General features: G+C 71.1%; 14 protein-coding genes. 8 read left to right on the top strand and 6 right to left on the bottom strand.

The features are described 5' to 3' along the window. Positions 1–20: 20 nt before the first annotated feature. The gene (locus ACFQ7F_RS22215; RefSeq protein ID WP_383272958.1) at positions 21–443 is read right to left on the bottom strand and encodes an RNA-binding S4 domain-containing protein; all 423 of its coding nucleotides are present in this window, start codon (positions 441–443) and stop codon (positions 21–23) included. A gap of 226 nt (positions 444–669) precedes the next feature. Here ACFQ7F_RS22215 and ACFQ7F_RS22210 point away from each other — a divergent pair, with 226 nt between their 5' ends. Genes ACFQ7F_RS22210 through ACFQ7F_RS22200 form a run of 3 tightly spaced genes read left to right on the top strand, consistent with a single transcriptional unit; the run spans position 670 to position 4,792 of the window. Then, positions 670–2,070: a M20/M25/M40 family metallo-hydrolase gene (locus ACFQ7F_RS22210; protein ID WP_383272956.1), complete on the top strand. Its 1,401-nt coding sequence runs from the start codon at positions 670–672 to the stop codon at positions 2,068–2,070. Then, complete coding sequence (locus tag ACFQ7F_RS22205; RefSeq protein ID WP_383272954.1) at positions 2,067–3,596, top strand: YfcC family protein; 1,530 nt, start codon at positions 2,067–2,069, stop codon at positions 3,594–3,596. The genes ACFQ7F_RS22210 and ACFQ7F_RS22205 overlap by 4 nt, the downstream gene beginning before the upstream one ends. Then, positions 3,593–4,792, top strand: coding sequence for an MFS transporter (locus ACFQ7F_RS22200; protein WP_383272952.1), 1,200 nt, complete (start codon positions 3,593–3,595; stop codon positions 4,790–4,792). Before ACFQ7F_RS22205 ends, ACFQ7F_RS22200 begins: the two co-directional genes overlap by 4 nt. Before the next feature lie 221 nt (positions 4,793–5,013). On the opposite strand, the gene ACFQ7F_RS22195 is transcribed toward ACFQ7F_RS22200, so the two are convergent. After that, the gene (locus ACFQ7F_RS22195) at positions 5,014–5,676 is read right to left on the bottom strand and encodes a GntR family transcriptional regulator (RefSeq protein WP_383272950.1); all 663 of its coding nucleotides are present in this window, start codon (positions 5,674–5,676) and stop codon (positions 5,014–5,016) included. A 159-nt stretch (positions 5,677–5,835) separates the two neighbouring features. On the opposite strand from ACFQ7F_RS22195, the gene ACFQ7F_RS22190 reads away from it, so the two are divergent. The 3 genes from ACFQ7F_RS22190 (at position 5,836) to ACFQ7F_RS22180 (ending at position 9,179) form a co-directional block, all read left to right on the top strand. Further along, positions 5,836–7,311: an NCS1 family nucleobase:cation symporter-1 gene (locus ACFQ7F_RS22190; protein ID WP_383272948.1), complete on the top strand. Its 1,476-nt coding sequence runs from the start codon at positions 5,836–5,838 to the stop codon at positions 7,309–7,311. Further along, a complete protein-coding gene (locus ACFQ7F_RS22185) occupies positions 7,311–8,042 on the top strand; it encodes an aspartate/glutamate racemase family protein (protein ID WP_383272946.1) in 732 nt (243 codons plus the stop codon). Before ACFQ7F_RS22190 ends, ACFQ7F_RS22185 begins: the two co-directional genes overlap by 1 nt. 117 nt (positions 8,043–8,159) lie before the next feature. Next, positions 8,160–9,179, top strand: coding sequence for a glycoside hydrolase family 6 protein (locus ACFQ7F_RS22180; protein ID WP_383272944.1), 1,020 nt, complete (start codon positions 8,160–8,162; stop codon positions 9,177–9,179). 16 nt (positions 9,180–9,195) lie between these two features. On the opposite strand, the gene ACFQ7F_RS22175 is transcribed toward ACFQ7F_RS22180, so the two are convergent. The 4 genes from ACFQ7F_RS22175 to ACFQ7F_RS22160 all read right to left on the bottom strand — a co-directional run bounded on the left by ACFQ7F_RS22175 (position 9,196) and on the right by ACFQ7F_RS22160 (position 12,939). Then, positions 9,196–9,606 (bottom strand): RidA family protein, encoded by a 411-nt coding sequence (locus tag ACFQ7F_RS22175; RefSeq protein ID WP_383272942.1) that lies wholly within the window; start codon positions 9,604–9,606, stop codon positions 9,196–9,198. A 69-nt stretch (positions 9,607–9,675) separates the two neighbouring features. Continuing rightward, the gene (locus ACFQ7F_RS22170) at positions 9,676–10,713 is read right to left on the bottom strand and encodes a TolB family protein (protein ID WP_383272940.1); all 1,038 of its coding nucleotides are present in this window, start codon (positions 10,711–10,713) and stop codon (positions 9,676–9,678) included. After that, positions 10,710–11,957 carry an MFS transporter gene (locus tag ACFQ7F_RS22165; RefSeq protein WP_383272938.1) on the bottom strand — a complete coding sequence of 416 codons (1,248 nt, stop codon included), beginning with the start codon at positions 11,955–11,957 and terminating at the stop codon, positions 10,710–10,712. The genes ACFQ7F_RS22170 and ACFQ7F_RS22165 overlap by 4 nt, the downstream gene beginning before the upstream one ends. A 25-nt stretch (positions 11,958–11,982) precedes the next feature. Beyond that, positions 11,983–12,939: a metallophosphoesterase family protein gene (locus ACFQ7F_RS22160; RefSeq protein WP_383272936.1), complete on the bottom strand. Its 957-nt coding sequence runs from the start codon at positions 12,937–12,939 to the stop codon at positions 11,983–11,985. A 225-nt stretch (positions 12,940–13,164) separates the two neighbouring features. Between ACFQ7F_RS22160 and ACFQ7F_RS22155 the strand changes: the two genes are divergently transcribed. Continuing rightward, complete coding sequence (locus ACFQ7F_RS22155; protein ID WP_383272972.1) at positions 13,165–16,161, top strand: DEAD/DEAH box helicase; 2,997 nt, start codon at positions 13,165–13,167, stop codon at positions 16,159–16,161. A 122-nt stretch (positions 16,162–16,283) separates the two neighbouring features. Next, a complete protein-coding gene (locus tag ACFQ7F_RS22150) occupies positions 16,284–17,579 on the top strand; it encodes an SWIM zinc finger family protein (protein WP_383272934.1) in 1,296 nt (431 codons plus the stop codon). Positions 17,580–17,652 lie beyond the last annotated feature (73 nt).

Genomic DNA, 17,652 nt, shown 5'->3' with positions numbered 1-17,652 from the left:
GCACAGGGGACGGGGTGTGGCTAGCCCTCGAAGCCGCGCAGGCGTTCCATGTCCCGGCGGTCGCGCTTGGTGGGGCGACCGGTTCCTCGGTCGCGTACGCCGGCGGGGGCCACGGCCTCGCGGGGCGGTGGGGGAGGGCTGTTGTCGACGTAGCACTCGACGGCCACCGGAGGGCCGACGCGCTTGCGGATGAGGCGTTTGACGACGACGACGTGCTCGCGGCCGTCCGCGTGGCGCAGGCGCACCTGGTCGCCGACGTGCACGCCGTAAGCGGGCTTCACGCGCTCGCCGTTGACCCGCACATGGCCGCCCTTGCAGGCCGCCGCGCCCATCGGGCGGGTCTTGACCAGGCGTACGGCCCAGATCCAGGCGTCGATCCGCACGGACCCCCCGCCCGCAGCACCGCCCGCACCCGCGCCCCCGCCTGAAGTCTCCGAAGCCATGCCCCGACTTTAGTGCCTGCCCGGCGGTTCATGGCCGGGGCCCGCGATGCCCGGCTCAGCACCTCGCGGCATGGCGGCTCGGCCGGGAAGGCGCTGTGTGGCAGCTGTGCGGCAGCAGTGCGGCATCCCCGGCCGCCCGGCGAGCCGTTCGGAAACCGTTCGCCTCGGAGTCTGATAATTCGGGCTAATCACCACAAAGCCGGATGCAGACCCAGGGGTGCCGCCTATGAAGCTCGAAGCCACCGTCGATGACCTGATGGACACGTTGCGCGCCGACCTCGAACGGCTCGCCGCGATCCCCTCCATCGCCTTCCCCGGTTTCCCGGCCGAACCGGTGAGGGAGGCGCACGATCTGCTGGTCGAGCTGCTGCGGGGAGCGGGGGTGCCGACCGTCGAGCGGCTCGACCTGCCGGACACCTCGCCGGTGATCTACGGGGAGATCCCGCCGCCGACCCCCGAGGCGCCGACGGTCCTGCTCTACGGCCACTACGACGTCCAGCCGCCGGGTGACGAGAGCCTGTGGAAGTCGCCGCCCTTCGAGCCGACCCCGATCGACGCGGCGGAGAGCGGCCTGCGTGCCCGGGGCATCGCGGACGACAAGTCCAACGTCATCGCCCACCTGGGGATGCTGCGGGCCTACGGCGGCCGCCCGCCCGTCGGGATCAAGATCGTCATCGAGGGGCAGGAGGAGTACGGCAGCGCCTTCGACGCCTATCCGCCCACCGACCCCGAGCGGTTCGCCTGTGATGCCATGGTGGTCGCCGACCTCGGCAACCTCCGCCCCGGCACCCCCACCCTGACCACCGCCCTGCGCGGCGCGTCCGAAGTCGTCGTGGAGGTGCGCACCCTCGACGAGCCGCGCCACAGCGGGGAGTTCGGGGGCGCGGCGCCCGACGCGCTGCTCGTGCTCCTCAAGGCGCTTGCCACCCTCCACGACGTACACGGAGACGTGGCCGTGGAGGGGCTGCGGCGCGAGGAATGGAGCGGCACGAGCTACACCGAGGACGAGTTCCGTTCGCTCGCCGGTGTGCGCGAGGGAGTGCCGCTCATCGGCAGCGGCAGCCTGGGCGAGCGGCTGTGGAGCGGCCCCGCGATCACGGTGATCGGCTTGGACGCGCCCGGCGTCGAGCACGCCGCGTCGGCCGTGGTGCCGTACGCACGCGCCAAGTTGAACCTCCGCTTCCACCCCCGTCAGGACGCGAAGGAGGCGCAGGACAGGCTGGTCCATCACCTGCGCTCGCTCACCCCCTTCGGCGTCCACCTCACCGTCACGCCCGGCGACACAGGACCCGGCTACGAGGCGGCCACCGGCGGCCCCGCCTACCGCGCCGCGCGCGCCGCGCTCAAGGAGGCCTGGGGCGAGGACGCCTCGTTCGTGGCGACCGGTGGCTCCATCCCCCTGGTCAACGGCCTCGCGAAGGCCGCACCCGGCGCCGAGGTCCTGCTCTTCGGCGCCCAGGACAGCATGTGCAACCTGCACGCCCCGAACGAACGCGTCCTCTTCTCCGAGCTGCGCAACACGGTCCTCGCCATGGCCGCCTTCGTACGTGAGTACGCCGCCGACTTCAGCGGACCCGACGCAGGACCCGACGCAGGCTCCGGCGCCGCCGGGGAGAGCGGCGTATGAGTACCACCGCGACCGGCCAACCCGGCACCGAAGAGCCCGAGCACAAACCGAAGTTCACTTTCCCCAGCGCCCTGACCATCCTCGCGATCGTCACCGTGGCCGTCTGGCTGCTCGCCTTCCTCATCCCGTCCGGCGCCTACGACCGCAACGACAAGGGCGCCCCCGTCGAGGGCAGCTACCACCGCGTCGACTCTGGCCAGAGCTTCGTCGACCGCCTCAACGACCTCTTCCTCGCGCCGGTCAACGGTCTGTACGGGATCCAGGACGAGAAGTCGGGCGTCGTCGGGCCCGACATGGCCGGTGAGCTGTACGGAAGCGCGGGCGTGTTCCTGTTCGTGCTCGCCATCGGCGCGTTCATCACCGTCGTCTTCGCCACCGGCGCGCTCGACCGCGGCATCGGCCGTCTCGCCCACCGCCTTGGCGGGCGCGGCGCGATGCTGATCGCGGGCGTGATGGTCGTCTTCTCCGTGCTGGGCACGGTCGAGGGATTCGCGGAGGAGACGCTCGGCTTCTACGGCCTGATCGTGCCCCTGATGCTCGCCCTCGGCTACGACCGGATGGTCGCGGTCGGCGCGATCATCCTGGGGGCCGGGATCGGCGTGCTCTGCTCGACGGTGAACCCGTTCGCGACCGGCGTCGCGTCCTCCGCCGCGGACATCTCGCTCGGCGACGGCATCGTGCTGCGGTTCGTGATGTGGGTCGTCTTGACCGCGGTCACGATCGCCTACGTCATCCGCTACGCGAAGCGCGTGCAGAAGAACCCGGCACGCTCCCTCTCCGGCTTCCTGCCCGGCGACCGCGAGCAGACCGCGTCCGACGCGGGCGAGGTGCCGGAGCTGACCCGCCTGCACAAGGCTGTGCTCGTCCTGGTCGCCCTTGTCTTCGCCTTCATGATCTTCTCCGTGGTGCCCTGGTCGAGCGCGCTCACGGGCAAGGCGGACGCGACGCCGTACGGATTCGAACTCGGCTGGTCCTTCCCGCAGTTGGCGGCTCTCTTCCTCGTCGCGGCGGCGCTCGTCGGCTGCGTGGCGCGGATGGGCGAGCAGAAGCTCAGCTCGACGATCATCCAGGGCGCGGCCGACTTCATCTCGCCCGCCCTGGTGATCGTGCTCGCGCGCGGCGTCACGGTGATCATGAACAACTCGAAGGTCACGGACACCGTCCTGCACTCCATCGAAGGGGTGGTGAAGGGGACGTCCTCCGGCCTCTTCGCGATCATCGTCTTCGTCGTGAACCTGCCGCTCGCCTTCCTGATCCCGTCCACATCCGGCCACGCGACCCTCGCCATGCCGATCCTCGCCCCGCTCGCCGACTTCGCCGGGGTCTCCCGCTCGGTCGTCGTCACGGCCTGGCAGGCGGCGAGCGGCTGGATGAACCTCTGGGTGCCGACGACCGCCGTGACCATCGGTGGCGTCGCGCTCGCGAAAGTCGGCTACGACAAGTACCTGCGCTTCGTCTGGCCGTTGCTCGCCATCTTGTTCGTACTGATCTGCGTCTTCGTGGCGCTTGGAGCGGCTCTCACATGACAACGACCTCACCAGCTGCGGTGGCTCGGCCCTCGGCCGCCGCTTACCGCAATCTCGCCGTGGCCACCATCGGGTTCACGCTCACCTTCTGGGCGTGGGACTTGATCGCGCCGCTGGGCAGCGATTTCGGGGAGCGGCTCGGCCTCTCCTCGTTCGCGCAGTCCCTGCTGGTCGCCGTGCCGGTCATCGTCGGCTCGCTCGGCCGTATCCCGGTCGGTGCGCTGACCGACCGCTACGGCGCCAAACTGATGTTCCCGCTCGTCTCGGCGCTCACCATCGTGCCGGTCCTGCTGATCATTCCGGCCAGGGGCAGTTACGTCGCGATGCTCGCGGTCGGTTTCCTGCTCGGCCTGGGCGGAACGACGTTCGCGATCGGCATCCCGCTGGTCAACTCCTGGTTCCCGCCCGCGCACCGCGGCTTCGCGCTCGGCGTCTTCGGGATGGGGATGGGAGGCGTGGCGCTCTCCGGGTACTTCACGCCGCGGATCGCCAAGCACGGCGAGAACCTGCCGTTCGTGGTCGTGGCGGTCGCGCTTGCCGCCTTCGCGGTGGTCGGGGCGCTGCTCATCACCGACCGCCCCGACCGGCCGGTGCCGACGAGTCCGCTCACCACCCGCCTCGGGGAGGCAGGGCGGCTGCGGGTGACGTGGGAGCTCTCCTCGCTGTACGCGATCGGCTTCGGCGGCATCGTCGCCTTCGGGGTCTACCTGCCCACATATCTGAAGACCTGGTACGACCTCTCGCCCACGGACGCGGGCACGAAGGCCGCAGGGTTCGCCCTGGTCACGGTCATTTTCCGGCCCATCGGCGGCTGGCTCTCCGACCGGATCCACCCGGCGACGGTCACCTCGTCCGCGCTGGCCGTCGTCGCGGTCTTCGCCATCGCGCAGGCCTTCGAACCGTCGCTGAATCCGGGCGGCACGATCTGCTTCCTGGTCATGGCGGCGGGCCTCGGCACGGCGAGCGGCGCCGTCTTCGCGCTCGTCTCGCAGGTGACGCCACAGGCGCAGGTCGGGTCCGTGACGGGGATCGTGGGGGCGATGGGAGGCCTGGGAGGGTTCGTCCCGCCGCTGGTCATGGGGGCGATCTACAGCGCCAAGGACTCGTACTCGATCGGATTCATGCTGCTCTCGGATCTGGCGCTCGCGGGGTGTGTGTACGCGTACGGGCGGATGCGGGGCCTGCGGGCCGGGTAGCGGCGGAGCCAGGGTTCGGGCGGGCCCTGCGGGGTCATCCCCAATCCCGCCCCTTCCCGAAACCATGGGGCTTCGCCCCCTGGACCCCGACAAGATGGCCTCAAACGCCGGCCGGGCTGAAATCTTTCAGCCGTCCGGCGTTTGAGGACCGGGGTCTGGGGCGGAGCCCCTGCGCGGCGAAGCCGCCAATAGATGCAGCCGGGAAGGGGCGGGGTTGGGGACTAACCCTGTTCCTCGTCCTCGCCGAAGAGTTGCCGCACCGTCGACCGGTAGTTGGTCCTGACATGGGCCAGCGCCACGCCCCGCGCCCGCTCCGCATCCCCCGAGGCCACCGCCTCGTACAGCTCCCGGTGCTCCGCGAGCAGATGCGTCCACTCCTCGTTCCGCCGCGTCATCCACCGCAGCCGCCCGTCCACCGGCTCCATGACCGACGTCAGCAGGCCGTTCCCCGCCATCGCCAGGATGCGGTCGTGGAAGCGCGTGTTGATGTCCGTGATCGCCTCCGCGTCCGCCGTACGCGTCGCCTTCGCGGCGCTGTCGAGCAGGGTGGACAGCTCCGCGAGCCCCTCCTCGGTGGCGCGCTGCGCCGCGCGCCCCGCCGCGAACACCTCCAACGCCTCGCGCAGCTCGAAGAGTTCGGTCACGTCGGTACGGGTGAGGCGGCGGACCACGGTTCTGCGCGGGGTCTCGAAGGTGACGAAGCCCTCGGCGACCAAGGCCCGGATCGCCTCGCGGACCGGGACCCTGGACACTCCGAGGCGCTCCGCGAGCTCCCGTTCGACCAGGCGGTCGCCCGGGCCGAGGCGTCCGGCGATGATCTCCTGCCGTAGCTCGGCGAGCACGCGTTCGCGTACGGCGGCCAGCGGCTGCTCCACGGTCGTCATGGTGTCCATCATTGCCGAACCCCGCATCGATTTACCGATTCGTAACCGTACGGACATTGCCGGGCGCCTCCGGGAGCGGGAGCATGACGGAATCTTTGGTATACCAAACTTTGGTATACCAAAGAGCACCGCACCTCCGTCCCCCTTGCAGGAGGCCCCGTGTCCCTCACCGAGCGCGCCGACGCCCCAGACGCCGCGACCGACTTCGTGCCCGATCCCCGTCTCATCAACGAAGACCTCGCTCCCTCCGCCGAACGCAAGTGGAAGGTCTTCGACCTCTTCGCCCTGTGGATGTCCGACGTCCACAACCTCGGCAACTACACGTTCGCGGCCGGTCTGCTGGTCCTCGGCCTGAACGTCTGGCAGATCTTCACCTCGCTCCTCGTCGGCTTCCTGCTCATCTACGTCGGGATGAACATGATGGGGCGCATCGGCCAGCGCCACGGCGTGCCGTTCCCCGTCGTCAGCCGCATCAGCTTCGGCGTCTGGGGCGCCAACATCCCCGCCCTGATCAGGGCCGTGATCGCCATCATGTGGTACGGAATCCAGACCTATCTGGCCTCCATCGCGGTCAATGTGATGCTGATCGCCGCCTTCCCGGGCCTCGACTCCTGGACCGAGCACTCCTTCCTCGGCCTGCACGCCCTCGGCTGGTGTTCGTTCGTCGCCCTCTGGCTCGTGCAGGGGCTGATCATGACCCGAGGCATGGAATCCGTACGGAAGTTCCAGGACTTCTGCGGGCCCGCCATCTGGGTCGTGATGATCGCCCTCGCCGTCTGGATCCTCTGGAAGGCGGGCTGGACCATCTCGCTCACCAGCACCCCCAACCCCGTCTCCACCGGTGAACAGGTGCGGCAGTGGTTCGGCGCCATCGGGCTCATCCTCGCCACCTACGGCACGCTGATGCTCAACTTCTGCGACTTCTCGCGCTTCGCCCCCGACTACCGCACCGTCAAGCGCGGCAACTTCTGGGGCCTTCCCATCAACTCCACCGCCTTCGTGATCCTCTCCGTCATCGTCACCGCGGGCAGTCTCGAAGTCTTCGGCAAGGCCATCACCGACCCCGCCGAACTGGTCGCCGAGATCGGCAACACCTGGGTCCTCATCTTCGGGGCGCTCACCTTCGCCGTCGCCACGATGGGCGTGAACATCGTGGCCAACTTCGTCTCACCCGCGTACGACCTGGCCAATGTCTGGCCGCAGAAGATCACCTTCAAGATCGGCGGGATCATCTCCACGGTCGCCGCGCTGCTCGTCACGCCGTGGAACCTCTACTCCAACCCCACCGTCGTGAACTACTTCCTCGGCGGCCTCGGCGCCTTCCTCGGACCGCTGTTCGGGATCATCGCGGTCGACTACTTCTGGGTGAAGCGCGGGCGTATCGACGCCGAAGCGCTCTTCAAGGCCGAGCCGGGATCGCCGTACTACTACAAGAAGGGCGTCAACCCGAAGGCGCTCGCCGCCTTCGTGCCGACGGCGGGCTTCGCGGCCGTCTGCGCCCTTGTGCCGTTCTTCGACTACGTCGCGCCGTACTCCTGGTTCATCGGGACGGCGACGGCCGCCCTGCTCTACGCCGTGCTGTGCCGCGCCGAGCGGTCCGCGGCGCTCACGGACGCGGTGGAGGTGGAGGGCTAGTGCGCATCGTCGTCACCAACTGCAACACGACGCAGGCGATGACCGAGGAGATCGTGCGCGGCGCCCGGGACGCGGCAGCCCCCGGCACCACGATCACCGGCCTCACCCCCGCCTGGGGGCCGGAGTCCGCCGAGGGGTGGCTCGACAGCTATCTCTCGGCGGCCGCCGTCCTCGACACCCTGCGCGGAACCCTGCGCGCAGACGAGGAGCCGTACGACGCCGTGGTCATGGCCGGGTTCGGCGAGCACGGACGCGAAGGTGCCCGGGAACTCCTGGACGTGCCGGTCGTCGACATCACCGAGGCCGCCGCGCATCTGGCCTGTCTCCTTGGCCGGCGGTACGGCGTCGTCACCACCCTCGACCGGGCGCGCGGCCAGATCGAGGACAGCCTGCACGCGGCGGGCGTCGCGCAGAACTGCGCCGCTGTCGTGGGCACCGGGCTCGGCGTCCTGGACCTCGGGGACTCCGAGGTCACCGTCCGCGCCTTCCTCGCCGCGGCCGAGCGGGCCCGCGACGCGGGGGCCGAGGTCCTGGTGCTCGGCTGCGCCGGGATGACCGGGCTGCAGGAGAAGGTCGGTGCCGCCCTCGACATGCCCGTGGTCGACGGGGTGGCCGCCGCGGTGAAGCTCGCCGAGTCGCTCGTCGGGCTCGGCCTGACCACGAGCCGCGCCGGTGGCTACGCCAAACCCCTGCCGAAGACTCGCACTTGGGCGCCGCCGCCGTCGGAGTGATTCTTCGGGTGATCTGCCGCCGGACCGGCGGTGTACGGGGCCTCGCGGGGGCCCGGCGACCACAGACTCCGGGGAACGCGCCGGGCCCATCCGGTGCCGAGCAACTGGAGGTGCCCGGTGTCGCAGCCGCCCTTCCGATCACCCGGTCGAGTCCGTGCCCGCCTTGCCCGGTTCCTCGCCGTCGCGCTGCTGCTGAGCGCGGCGGCGTCCGGCGGCGCGGAGGCGGCAGGGCCCGAGCCCCGGGCGGCCGTCGCACCCGGCGCCACCTTCTGGGTCGACCCTGGAAGCGCCGCCGCCCGCCAGGCCGCGGCGTGGCGGAGCCAGGGCCGGACCGGCGATGCCTGGCTCATCGAGCGCATCGCCACACGCCCCCAAGCAGTGTGGCTGCACAGCCCGGGGCCGGGTCCGGTGGTCCGCGCGGCCACGGAGGCGGCGACCGCCGCGCGCCGTACCGCGGTACTCGTCGCGTACTTCATCCCGCACCGCGACTGCGGTGACTACTCGGGAGGCGGGGCGGAGAGCGCGGCGGAGTACCGGCGGTGGGTCGACGAGTTCGCCGCGGGTATCGGTGACCGCGCCGTGTACGTCGTCGTCGAACCGGACGCCGTCGCGCAGAAGATCGCGGGCTGCGCGAAGGCCGACGCCCGCGAGCGGTACGGGCTGCTCGCGTACGCCGTCGCTCGCATCAAGGAGCAACCGCACGCCAAGGTCTATCTCGACGCGGGCAACTCGGGCTGGATCCCCGACCAGAACCGCCTGGTCGCCCCGCTGCGAGATTCCGGTATCGCCAAGGCCGACGGCTTCGCCGTCAACGTGTCCAACTACCAAACGAACGGGGCGAGTTCAGCGTACGGCTACCGTCTCGCCCGTGCACTCGGCGGTGCCAAGCACTTCGTCGTGGACAGCAGCCGCAACGGCAACGGCCCCTACACCGGCGGGGGCGACGAAGCCTGGTGCAACCCGCCGGGCCGCGCCCTCGGCACCCCGCCCACCACCGCCACCGGCGCCGCCGCGCTGGATGCCTACCTGTGGATCAAGCGCCCCGGCGAGTCCGACGGAACCTGCCGGGGCGGGCCGAGGGCGGGGCAGTGGTGGCCGCAGTACGCACTGGGGCTCGCGATGAGGGCGCGAGGCTGACGATCTGGCCAGGGGGCTACTCCGGGACGACGGCCGTGGCCGTGATCTCCACCAGCTGGCCCGCATAGCCGAGACACGTCGTGCCCAGCAGCGTCGAGGTGTGCGGCCCCTTCGCGAGCAGGTCGGAGGCGCGCACGACCTCCCACGCCTCGCTCAGCGGTCCTGGCTCGTCGCTCACGACGTACACCGTGCTGGCCACCACCTGCGTCAGGTCGCTGCCGATCGCCCGCAGGGCCTCGTCGAGGTTGGCGATGACCTGCTCGGTCTGGCGCGCCACGTCACCTTCCCCGACGAGGTTCCCCTCGGGGTCGAGCGGCACCGAGCCCGCCATGAAAGCGAGCTTGGTGCCGGCCTCGACGAGTGCGGCGTGGGCGTATCCGGGCGGCGGGAAGAGGGTGGGCACGACGGTGCGGTATGTGGTGGTCATGGGCCCTGATCCTGCGCGAGGCGGGCGGCGGTACGCATCCGAATTACGCCGGGGGCGGCAGCGGGCCCTTCAGCGCACCACCGCCGGTGAAGTCCCTCCCCGTACAAGCAAGTTCGGTGCCCCATCGCCGTCGGCCCGCGCCGTCCAGATGTCCTGCTTCCTGCCCTCGGCGCCCGGCAGGGCGTACGCCAAGGTCTTGTCGTTCAGCCATGCGGCCTGGTCGTCGACGCCGCGGGTTTCGGCGAGGGGGTGTTCGCGCAGGGTGCGCAGGTCCAGTACGTAGAGGCGCCAGGGGTTCGAACCGCCCTTCCGTACGCGCTTCTTGAACGCCAGGCGCGTGTTGTCGGGCGAGAGCGAGGGGCACTCCACGTTCGTGCGCAGGGTGCGGGCCGCCCACTTCGTCATGTCGCCCTGGACCAGGTACGTCCTGCCCTTCGTCGACACCGTCGCGTAGAAGCGGTTGTCGTCCTTGGCGAAGGTGACGCCCCAGTAGTTGACGTCGGGGGAGTGGTAGCGGCGGCCGTCGAGGGTGAGGGGGATCTCCTCCATGTTCTTGATCAAGTAGCCCGTGCGGGTGTCCAGAATCGATGTGCGGGTGGAGAAGGAGGAGCCCGCGTACGAGTCCCCCGTCGCGAACATCGTCCAGGACAGCATCCGGCCCGATGCCGAGACCCGGGCCCGGTTGGGGATGCCGGTGAGCGCGATGCGGCGCTTCTCGCGCAACTGGCGGTCCAGGACGATGGCGTACGACTTGGGCGGGATCCCCGAGCGGCGCTGGAGGCAGAGCGCGGTGTCCCCGGCGGCGTAGAAGCGCTCGCAGGAGGGGCCGCCGGAGGTGCGGGGGCCCTTGCCGGGCGGGCGCGGCGCGGGGTCGGTACGGGCCACGCGGCCCGCGTCCGCTGCTTCCGTGCCGCGGAAGTAGAGATGGCCCGGATCGAGTGCGAACTCCGAAGTGGCGGCGGCCGGTTCGGCCCGTTCGGCCGCGTGCAGGGTGTAGGTGACGGCCACTGCCGCGAGGACGGCGGCGGCCGTGGCCACGGCGATGACGCGGGTGCGCAGGGACTTGGGGGTGGAGGCGGGGGGTGGTTCGGAGGCGGGGGGCTTCATGTCGGTGTCTGCCTTTCCCGGCGGGGCAGGAGCGCCGTCGCCCCCGCCAGTGCCGCCGTCAGTGCGAGCGCCGCGCAGGTCAGCGCGGGACCGATGCCCCACAGCGTCCAGGCCGCGCCGAACCCGGCCGCCGCGATGAGGCGGGCCAGGGCCTGGCCCGTCTGCAGGATTGCCATGCCGCTGGCCCGGCGCTCCTGCGGAAGCACCGGCGTGGCGAGCGCCATCAGGACGCCGTCGGTGGCCGCGTAGAAGATGCCGAGGAGCAGAAGTACGCCGATGAGCAGGGCCCAGCCGTCGGTGGGGGAGAGCAGCAGGACGTAGCCGCCGAGCAGTGCCACATGCCCGGCCAGGAAGGGGATGCGGCGCCCCGCGCGGTCGGCGAGGCGCCCGGCGGGCACCGCGAGCAGCAGATAGACCGCGGCGGCGCCAAGCGGCAGGAGCGGGAACCAGCTCACCGCGAAGTCGAGCCGCCGCTGGAGGAGCAGATAGAGGAAGGCGTCGCCGATGGTGGCCGCGCCGAGGAGAGACGCGGCGCCGAGGATGCGCCGAAAGGCGGGGAGCCGCAGGAGGTCGAGCACCCTGCCCCTGGGGCCTGTTGGCTGTGTCTCCTTCGGCGGGGAAGGCAGGCCGTCCCGCCCGGGAACGAACGCGATCAGCATCAGCACTCCGAGCAGCCCGAAGCAGAAACTGACCACGAACACGGCGTCGTACGCGTCCGCCGTCGCCCAGAGCAGCGCGAACGCGGCGAGCGGCCCGAGCAGCGCGCCCGTGGTGTCCATCGCGCGGTGCACGCCGAACGCCCGGCCCAGGGCGTCCGGCGGGCTGCTGAGCGAGATCAGCGCGTCGCGCGGCGCGGTCCGTACTCCCTTGCCGACGCGGTCCGCTGCGAGCGCCGCGCCGATCCCGGCCGTGGCGCCGCCCGCGAGGAGCAGGCCGAGCCGGGAGAGCGCGGAGAGTGCGTAGCCGCCGCCCGCGACGAGCTTGTGCCGCCCGCCGCGGTCGGCTGCGTACCCGCCGAGGAGTCGTACGAAGGCGGTGACGCCGTTGTAGAGGCCGTCGAGGAATCCGAACTGGAGTGGTGACAGGCCGAGTTGGAGTACGAAATAGAGCGGAAGGACCGCCGTGACCATCTCGGACGAGATGTCGGTGACCAGGCTGACCGCGCCGAGGGCGATGACGGGCCCGGCGACGCGACCGCGCTCGGCCTTGGCTTTGGCGACCGCATCCGTGGATGCCAGATACATCTCAGCAGCTCAGTGGCTCAGCAGCTCAGCGGCACTTGTAGGACGGGCTGCTGTCCTTCGTCGCGCCGTCCGTGCCGACGAGGTTCCAGGAGAAGCCGGTGTCGGTGAAGTTCAGCTTCACCACGCCGAAGGTCTTGGTGATCCGCTTCTGGCTGTTGGGCTGGACCTCCTCGATCTTGTACGGGTTGGCGCCGCCCATGCCGCCGAGCAGCTCGACGATGCCGTTGGCGTCGGCCTTTCCGTCCGCGTTCTGCGGCGCGAACCGCTCGTAGTGGTGATCGTGGCCGTTCATGACCAGCTCGGCCTTGTTGGCGTACAGGAGCTTCCATACGGGCCTGCTGACCGGGTCGTTGCCGTGCTCGCCCGAGGAGAAGAGGGGGTGGTGCCAGTAAGCGGCCACGCACTTCTTGGAGTTGGCGGCGAGATCGGCCTTGAGCCAGTCGATCTGCGCCTTGTCGTCGAAGCTGTTGGAGTCGAGGGCGATGAAGTGCCAGTTGTCCTGGTCGTAGCTGTAGTAGCTCTCGCCCTTCGGGTAGGCGATGCTGCCGAAGTAGGACTTGTAGCCCTTCAGGGCGCCTGCCGGGTCGTACGTCTCGTGGTTCCCGGGCACCGGGCGTGTCTTGTCCTTGAACGCGCCCCAGCTGGTGTCGTAGTAGTCCTCGAAGTCCCGCAGCCGGGCGTCGTCGTACTGGTTGTCGCCCATCGTCAGGACGAAGGACGGGTCGAGCTTCTCGACGAGCGCGGCGGTCTTGGGGTGTGCGCAGCCGCTGTCGCCCGATGTGCACTGTTCGGCGATGTCGCCGGCGGCCACCGCGGTGAAGGCGGCCCTGGTGTCCGCGCCGTTCGGCGTGGCGTCGGCCTCACCGGCCGGGGACCAGAGGAGGACCCCGCCGACGAGGGCGAGGGATGCTCCTGCTGCCAGGGGGATGGCCCAACGGGTCTTTTCGGTACGGGATTTCATGGCGCGGGGGGTGGGCGGCATGTCCGTCTCCTAGTTCGGCGTGGGGGGCCGTGAGCGGTGCGGAGGCCATTCGCAGGCATCTTGTCGGCATGGCATGTGCGCGTCAATCCTTTGGGCGAACTATTGTTAGGAAAGTTTCCTACTAACAATCATCCCGGGGTGGCTGGCCTAGGGTGGCCTGCGGGAATGACGTACGAGTGGCCGAGGGCGAGCGAGGTGGTGAACGTGATGGCGGGGATGGCGGGGATGGCAGGGGCTGGCGCGCCCACTGCTGCCACTGCCGCGCCCACTGCTGCCACCGCCGCGCCGCTGCCCGCTGTGGGGCGGCTCGGAGAGCTCGTGCGCTCCTGTGCTGCCGTCTTCCTTCCGGCCGAGGTGCCGAGGGAGGGGCGGATCGCGTTCTGGGCGCCGGAGGGGGAGCTGCCTGCCGGGCTTTCCGGGGCTGGGGCCGACGCGGGATCGTCTCCTGGTGAGGGCGGGCTGCCCGGCGCGACGGAGGGCGAGATCGCCGTCGTACGCCCCCACGGCAAGGGCGTCCGTACGCGTACCGTCCCCGCGCTGATCCTGCCGGTGGCGGAGGCCGCCCCGCTCCTGCTGCGCGCCGGACCCGCGCACCCCGCGGTGGCCTGCTGGGCCGCCGCCACCCGGCACGCCCTCCACCTGGCCGCGCGGGGCAGGCTGCTGCCCGGCCTGACCGGCGAAGACCTGGACGCGTGGCGGGCAGGGCCGCTGGACGCCGCCGATGTCACGCAGCTGCGAGGCATCGCCGCCGCGCTGCCGGCGGAGGCACACGCCGTACCGCTGCCCGGCAGCAAGCCCCTCCTGCTCCCCGAGCCGCTCGCCCTCGTCAGGGCCTTCGTCGACGCGGTGGTGGACACCCTGCCGCGCACGCCCGCAGCGGCGCACGCGGTCGGCGCGCCCTTCGCCGCGCGGGAACCGCAGCGGCTGCCGGGTGCGCGGGAGTGGGCCGCGGAGGTGGCGGCCGGGATGGATGCCGGGGTGCGGGTGTCGCTACGGCTCGATCTGCAGGCGCACGAGGTGTTCGACGCGGCGGCGGACGGCGTACCCGATGCCGCGGCCGGTGACCAGAAGGGCGGCGAGGGGGGCGGCCCCCGTGAGAGCGTGGCCAGCCCGGCGGCGGCCGTCGTGCAGGTGCACAGCCTCGCCGACCCCACCCTCGTCGCGGATGCGGCCCAACTCTGGTCCGGTACCGACCACTTCGGCCCGCGTGCCCGCGTGGACACACTGCTCGCGGTGCGGCGCGCGGCCCGCGTATGGCCACCACTGACCCGACTCCTCGAACGGCCGCGCCCCGACGTACTGCCGCTGAGCGAGGGGGAGTTGTACGAACTCCTCGGCGTGGCGGCGACCAGGCTCGGCGCGGCGGGGGTGGCCGTGCACTGGCCCAGGGAGCTGACCCGCGGCCTTACCGCGACGGCGGTCGTGCGTCCCGCGCCCGGCACGGCGGCGGACAACTTCGATTTCTTCAAGACCGAGCAACTCCTCGAATTCCGCTGGCAGTTGGCGCTGGGTTCCGGCGACGGGGAGGGTGAAGGGGGACTCCTCACCGAGTCGGAGATGGACATCCTGGCGGAGGCGCACCGCCCGGTCGTACGCCTCCGTGACCAGTGGGTTCTCGTCGACCCCGAACTCGTACGCAAGGCACGCAAAAGAGATCTGGGGCTTCTGGACCCGGTGGACGCGCTGTCCGTCGCGCTGACGGGCGCGGCGGAGGTGGACGGCGAGCGGGTCGACGCGGTTCCGACCGGCGCCCTGGCCCGGCTGCGGGAACGCCTGACCGGCGACCTGCACCCCGTCACCCCGCCGCCCGGGCTCGCCGCGACCCTTCGTGACTACCAACTCCGGGGCCTGGCCTGGCTGGACCGGATGACATCCCTTGGCCTCGGCGGCTGCCTCGCCGACGACATGGGCCTCGGCAAGACGGTCACCCTGATCGCCCTCCACCTGCACCGGGCGCGCCCCGAACCGACGCTCGTGGTCTGCCCGGCGTCGCTCCTCGGCAACTGGCAGCGGGAGATCGAGCGGTTCGCGCCCGGGGTCCCGGTGCGCCGCTTCCACGGTGCGGGCCGCAGCCTGACCGGCGACCTCCAGGGCGGCTTCGTCCTGACGACGTACGGAACGATGCGTACGAGTGCGTCCGAACTCGCCGCCCATGCCTGGGGCCTGGTGGTCGCGGACGAGGCGCAGCACGTCAAGAACCCGCACGCGGCGACGGCGAAGGCGCTGCGCACGATCCCCTCCGCGGCGAGGGTGGCCCTCACCGGCACCCCGGTCGAGAACAACCTCTCCGAGCTCTGGGCCTTGCTGGACTGGACGACGCCGGGCCTGCTCGGCCCCCTCAAGACGTTCCGCGCGCGCCATGCCCGCCTGGTGGAGGGTGGCGAGGACGACGAGGCGATGGCGCGCCTTGCCCGCCTGGTACGCCCCTTCCTCCTGCGCCGTAAGAAGTCCGACCCGGGCATCGCCCCGGAACTGCCTCCGAAAACGGAGACGGACCACCCGGTGACGCTCACCCGCGAACAGGTATCGCTCTACGAGGCGGTCGTACGCGAGACGCTCGCCCGCATCGAGGCGTCCGAGGGCATCGCGCGCAGGGGCCTGGTCATGAAGCTCCTCATGGCGCTGAAGCAGATCTGCAACCACCCGGCGCAGTATTTGAAGGACGGCGAGATCGCGACACGCGGGGGCCGCTCCCGCTCGGGGAAACTGGAACTGCTCGACGAACTCCTGGACACGATCCTGGCGGAGGACGGCGCGGTACTTGTCTTCACGCAGTACGTGGAGATGGCGCGCCTCCTCGAATCGCACCTGTCGCAGCGCGGTATCGGCACGCAACTCCTGCACGGGGGTACGCCGGTCCCGCGGAGGGAGGAGATGGTGGACCGCTTCCAGTCCGGCGAGGCCCCGGTGTTCCTCCTCTCCCTCAAGGCGGCAGGCACGGGCCTGAACCTCACCCGGGCGGGCCACGTCATCCACTACGACCGCTGGTGGAACCCGGCGGTCGAGGAACAGGCCACGGACCGCGCCTACCGCATCGGCCAGACCCAGCCGGTCCAGGTCCACCGCCTGATCACGGAGGGCACGGTGGAGGACCGCATCGCCGAACTCCTGGCGGCGAAACAGGCGTTGGCGGACGCGGTGCTCGGCGGCGGCGAGTCGGCACTGACGGAACTCTCGGACGCGGAACTGTCGGATCTCGTCTCGTTGCGGAGGGTGTCGTGAGGGGCGGCGGCGGTCGTTCTGGAGCTGGTGGAGCTGGTGGAGCTGGTGGAGCTGGTGGAGCTGGCGGTGCTGGCGGTGCTGGTGGAGCGACCGGTAGGACGGGCGCGACCGGTAGGACGGGCATGACCGGTAGGACGGGCATGACCGCGGCCCGCCTCGCCACCAACACCGGCCGCATCTTCCCCCCGCTCCCTCAACACCCCGACCCCCACGCCCCGTTCGCCACCTCCTGGTGGGGCAACGCCTGGATCGGCGCGCTGGAGGGGACGTCGCTCGACGCGGGGCGCCTCGCCCGCGGGCGGGCCTATGCCCGTGAGGGGCACGTCGACACGATCACGGTCGCACCGGGCCGCATCGTGGCGTACGTACACGGCAGTCGCCCCCGTCCGTACCGTGCCGAGATCCGCATGCGCACGCTCACGCCTGAGGACTGGGACAACTTCCTGGACGCGGTGGCCACCGAACCGGCGCACATCGCGGCGCTCCTGGACAAGGACATGCCGCACGCACTGGTGGAGGCGGCGGACGAGTCAGGCATCCAACTCCTCCCAGGCTCAGGTGACTTGGTCCCATCCTGCACCTGCCCCGACCACGGCCGCCCCTGCAAGCACGCGGCAGCCCTCACCTACCAGACGGCCAGATTGTTGGACGCCGACCCCTTCGTACTCCTCCTCCTGCGAGGCGGGGACGAACAGGAGCTGCTCGACGAACTGGCCCGGCGCAACGCGCACCAGGCAGCCCGCGAACAATCCGCCACCACACAGGGCGCGACCGGCGCATCCCTCCCCGGCACCCTGGCCCGCGACGTCCTGGCGACGGACTACCGCCCGCCGCTCCCGCCCCCGCTCCCCGCCCCCGCCCACCCCGGCGAACCCCCGCTGCTTCCCTCCCTCCCGGGCGCCCCCAACCCCACATCCCTGGAGTTCCTGGCCACGGACACGGCGACCCGGGCCCACGCGTACTTGACCACCGGTGCGGACCCTTTCCCCACCGCCGACCCTTGGCGGGACGCGGTCCGCCTGGCCGCCTCCCACCCAGGCCTCACGGGCCGCCGCACTTTCAGCCGCCAATTCGCCGAACTGGCAAGGTCGGTGGACCACACCCCCGCCGACCTTTCCCGAGCGGCAGCGGCCTGGCGCCAGGGCGGCGAGGAGGGCTTGGCGGTCCTGGAATCCCCCTGGGACCCCCCAGCGGGCCCCTTCGACCGAGCCCGCGGCGCCCTCATCACGGCAGACCTCCCCCGCATGACGATCCACCACAACCACCTCACCAACGCCTCCGGCTCCCTCCAACTCCGCTACGGCCAAGACGGCCGCTGGTACCCGTACCGAAGCGAGCCGGGACGGGACGACTGGTGGCCGGAGGGAGAGGCGGACGCGGATCCGGTGGGGGCGGTGGCGGGAATGATCGGCCCATAGCCGACCGCAACGCCCCCCCGGGGGCCCGTGACGGCCGGCGTCGTTCGCAGAAGAATCCCCCAGCGGCCATCGA

The organism is Streptomyces sp. NPDC056486 (assembly GCF_042795295.1).
Classification (GTDB): Bacteria; Actinomycetota; Actinomycetes; order Streptomycetales; family Streptomycetaceae; genus Streptomyces.
The sequence above is the reverse complement of the archived record's forward strand: the minus strand, read 5'-3'. Positions and strand labels throughout refer to the sequence as shown.

Bases quoted from the DNA above. Each gene is read 5' to 3' on its own strand.
- ACFQ7F_RS22215 (WP_383272958.1), bottom strand. From the start codon at position 443: ATGGCTTCGGAGACTTCAGGCGGGGGCGCGGGTGCGGGCGGTGCTGCG.
- ACFQ7F_RS22210 (WP_383272956.1), top strand. From the start codon at position 670: ATGAAGCTCGAAGCCACCGTCGATGACCTGATGGACACGTTGCGCGCC.
- ACFQ7F_RS22205 (WP_383272954.1), top strand. From the start codon at position 2,067: ATGAGTACCACCGCGACCGGCCAACCCGGCACCGAAGAGCCCGAGCAC.
- ACFQ7F_RS22200 (WP_383272952.1), top strand. From the start codon at position 3,593: ATGACAACGACCTCACCAGCTGCGGTGGCTCGGCCCTCGGCCGCCGCT.
- ACFQ7F_RS22195 (WP_383272950.1), bottom strand. From the start codon at position 5,676: ATGACGACCGTGGAGCAGCCGCTGGCCGCCGTACGCGAACGCGTGCTC.
- ACFQ7F_RS22175 (WP_383272942.1), bottom strand. From the start codon at position 9,606: ATGACCACCACATACCGCACCGTCGTGCCCACCCTCTTCCCGCCGCCC.
- ACFQ7F_RS22170 (WP_383272940.1), bottom strand. From the start codon at position 10,713: ATGAAGCCCCCCGCCTCCGAACCACCCCCCGCCTCCACCCCCAAGTCC.
- ACFQ7F_RS22165 (WP_383272938.1), bottom strand. From the start codon at position 11,957: ATGTATCTGGCATCCACGGATGCGGTCGCCAAAGCCAAGGCCGAGCGC.
- ACFQ7F_RS22160 (WP_383272936.1), bottom strand. From the start codon at position 12,939: ATGCCGCCCACCCCCCGCGCCATGAAATCCCGTACCGAAAAGACCCGT.
- ACFQ7F_RS22155 (WP_383272972.1), top strand. From the start codon at position 13,165: ATGGCAGGGGCTGGCGCGCCCACTGCTGCCACTGCCGCGCCCACTGCT.
- ACFQ7F_RS22150 (WP_383272934.1), top strand. From the start codon at position 16,284: ATGACCGGTAGGACGGGCATGACCGCGGCCCGCCTCGCCACCAACACC.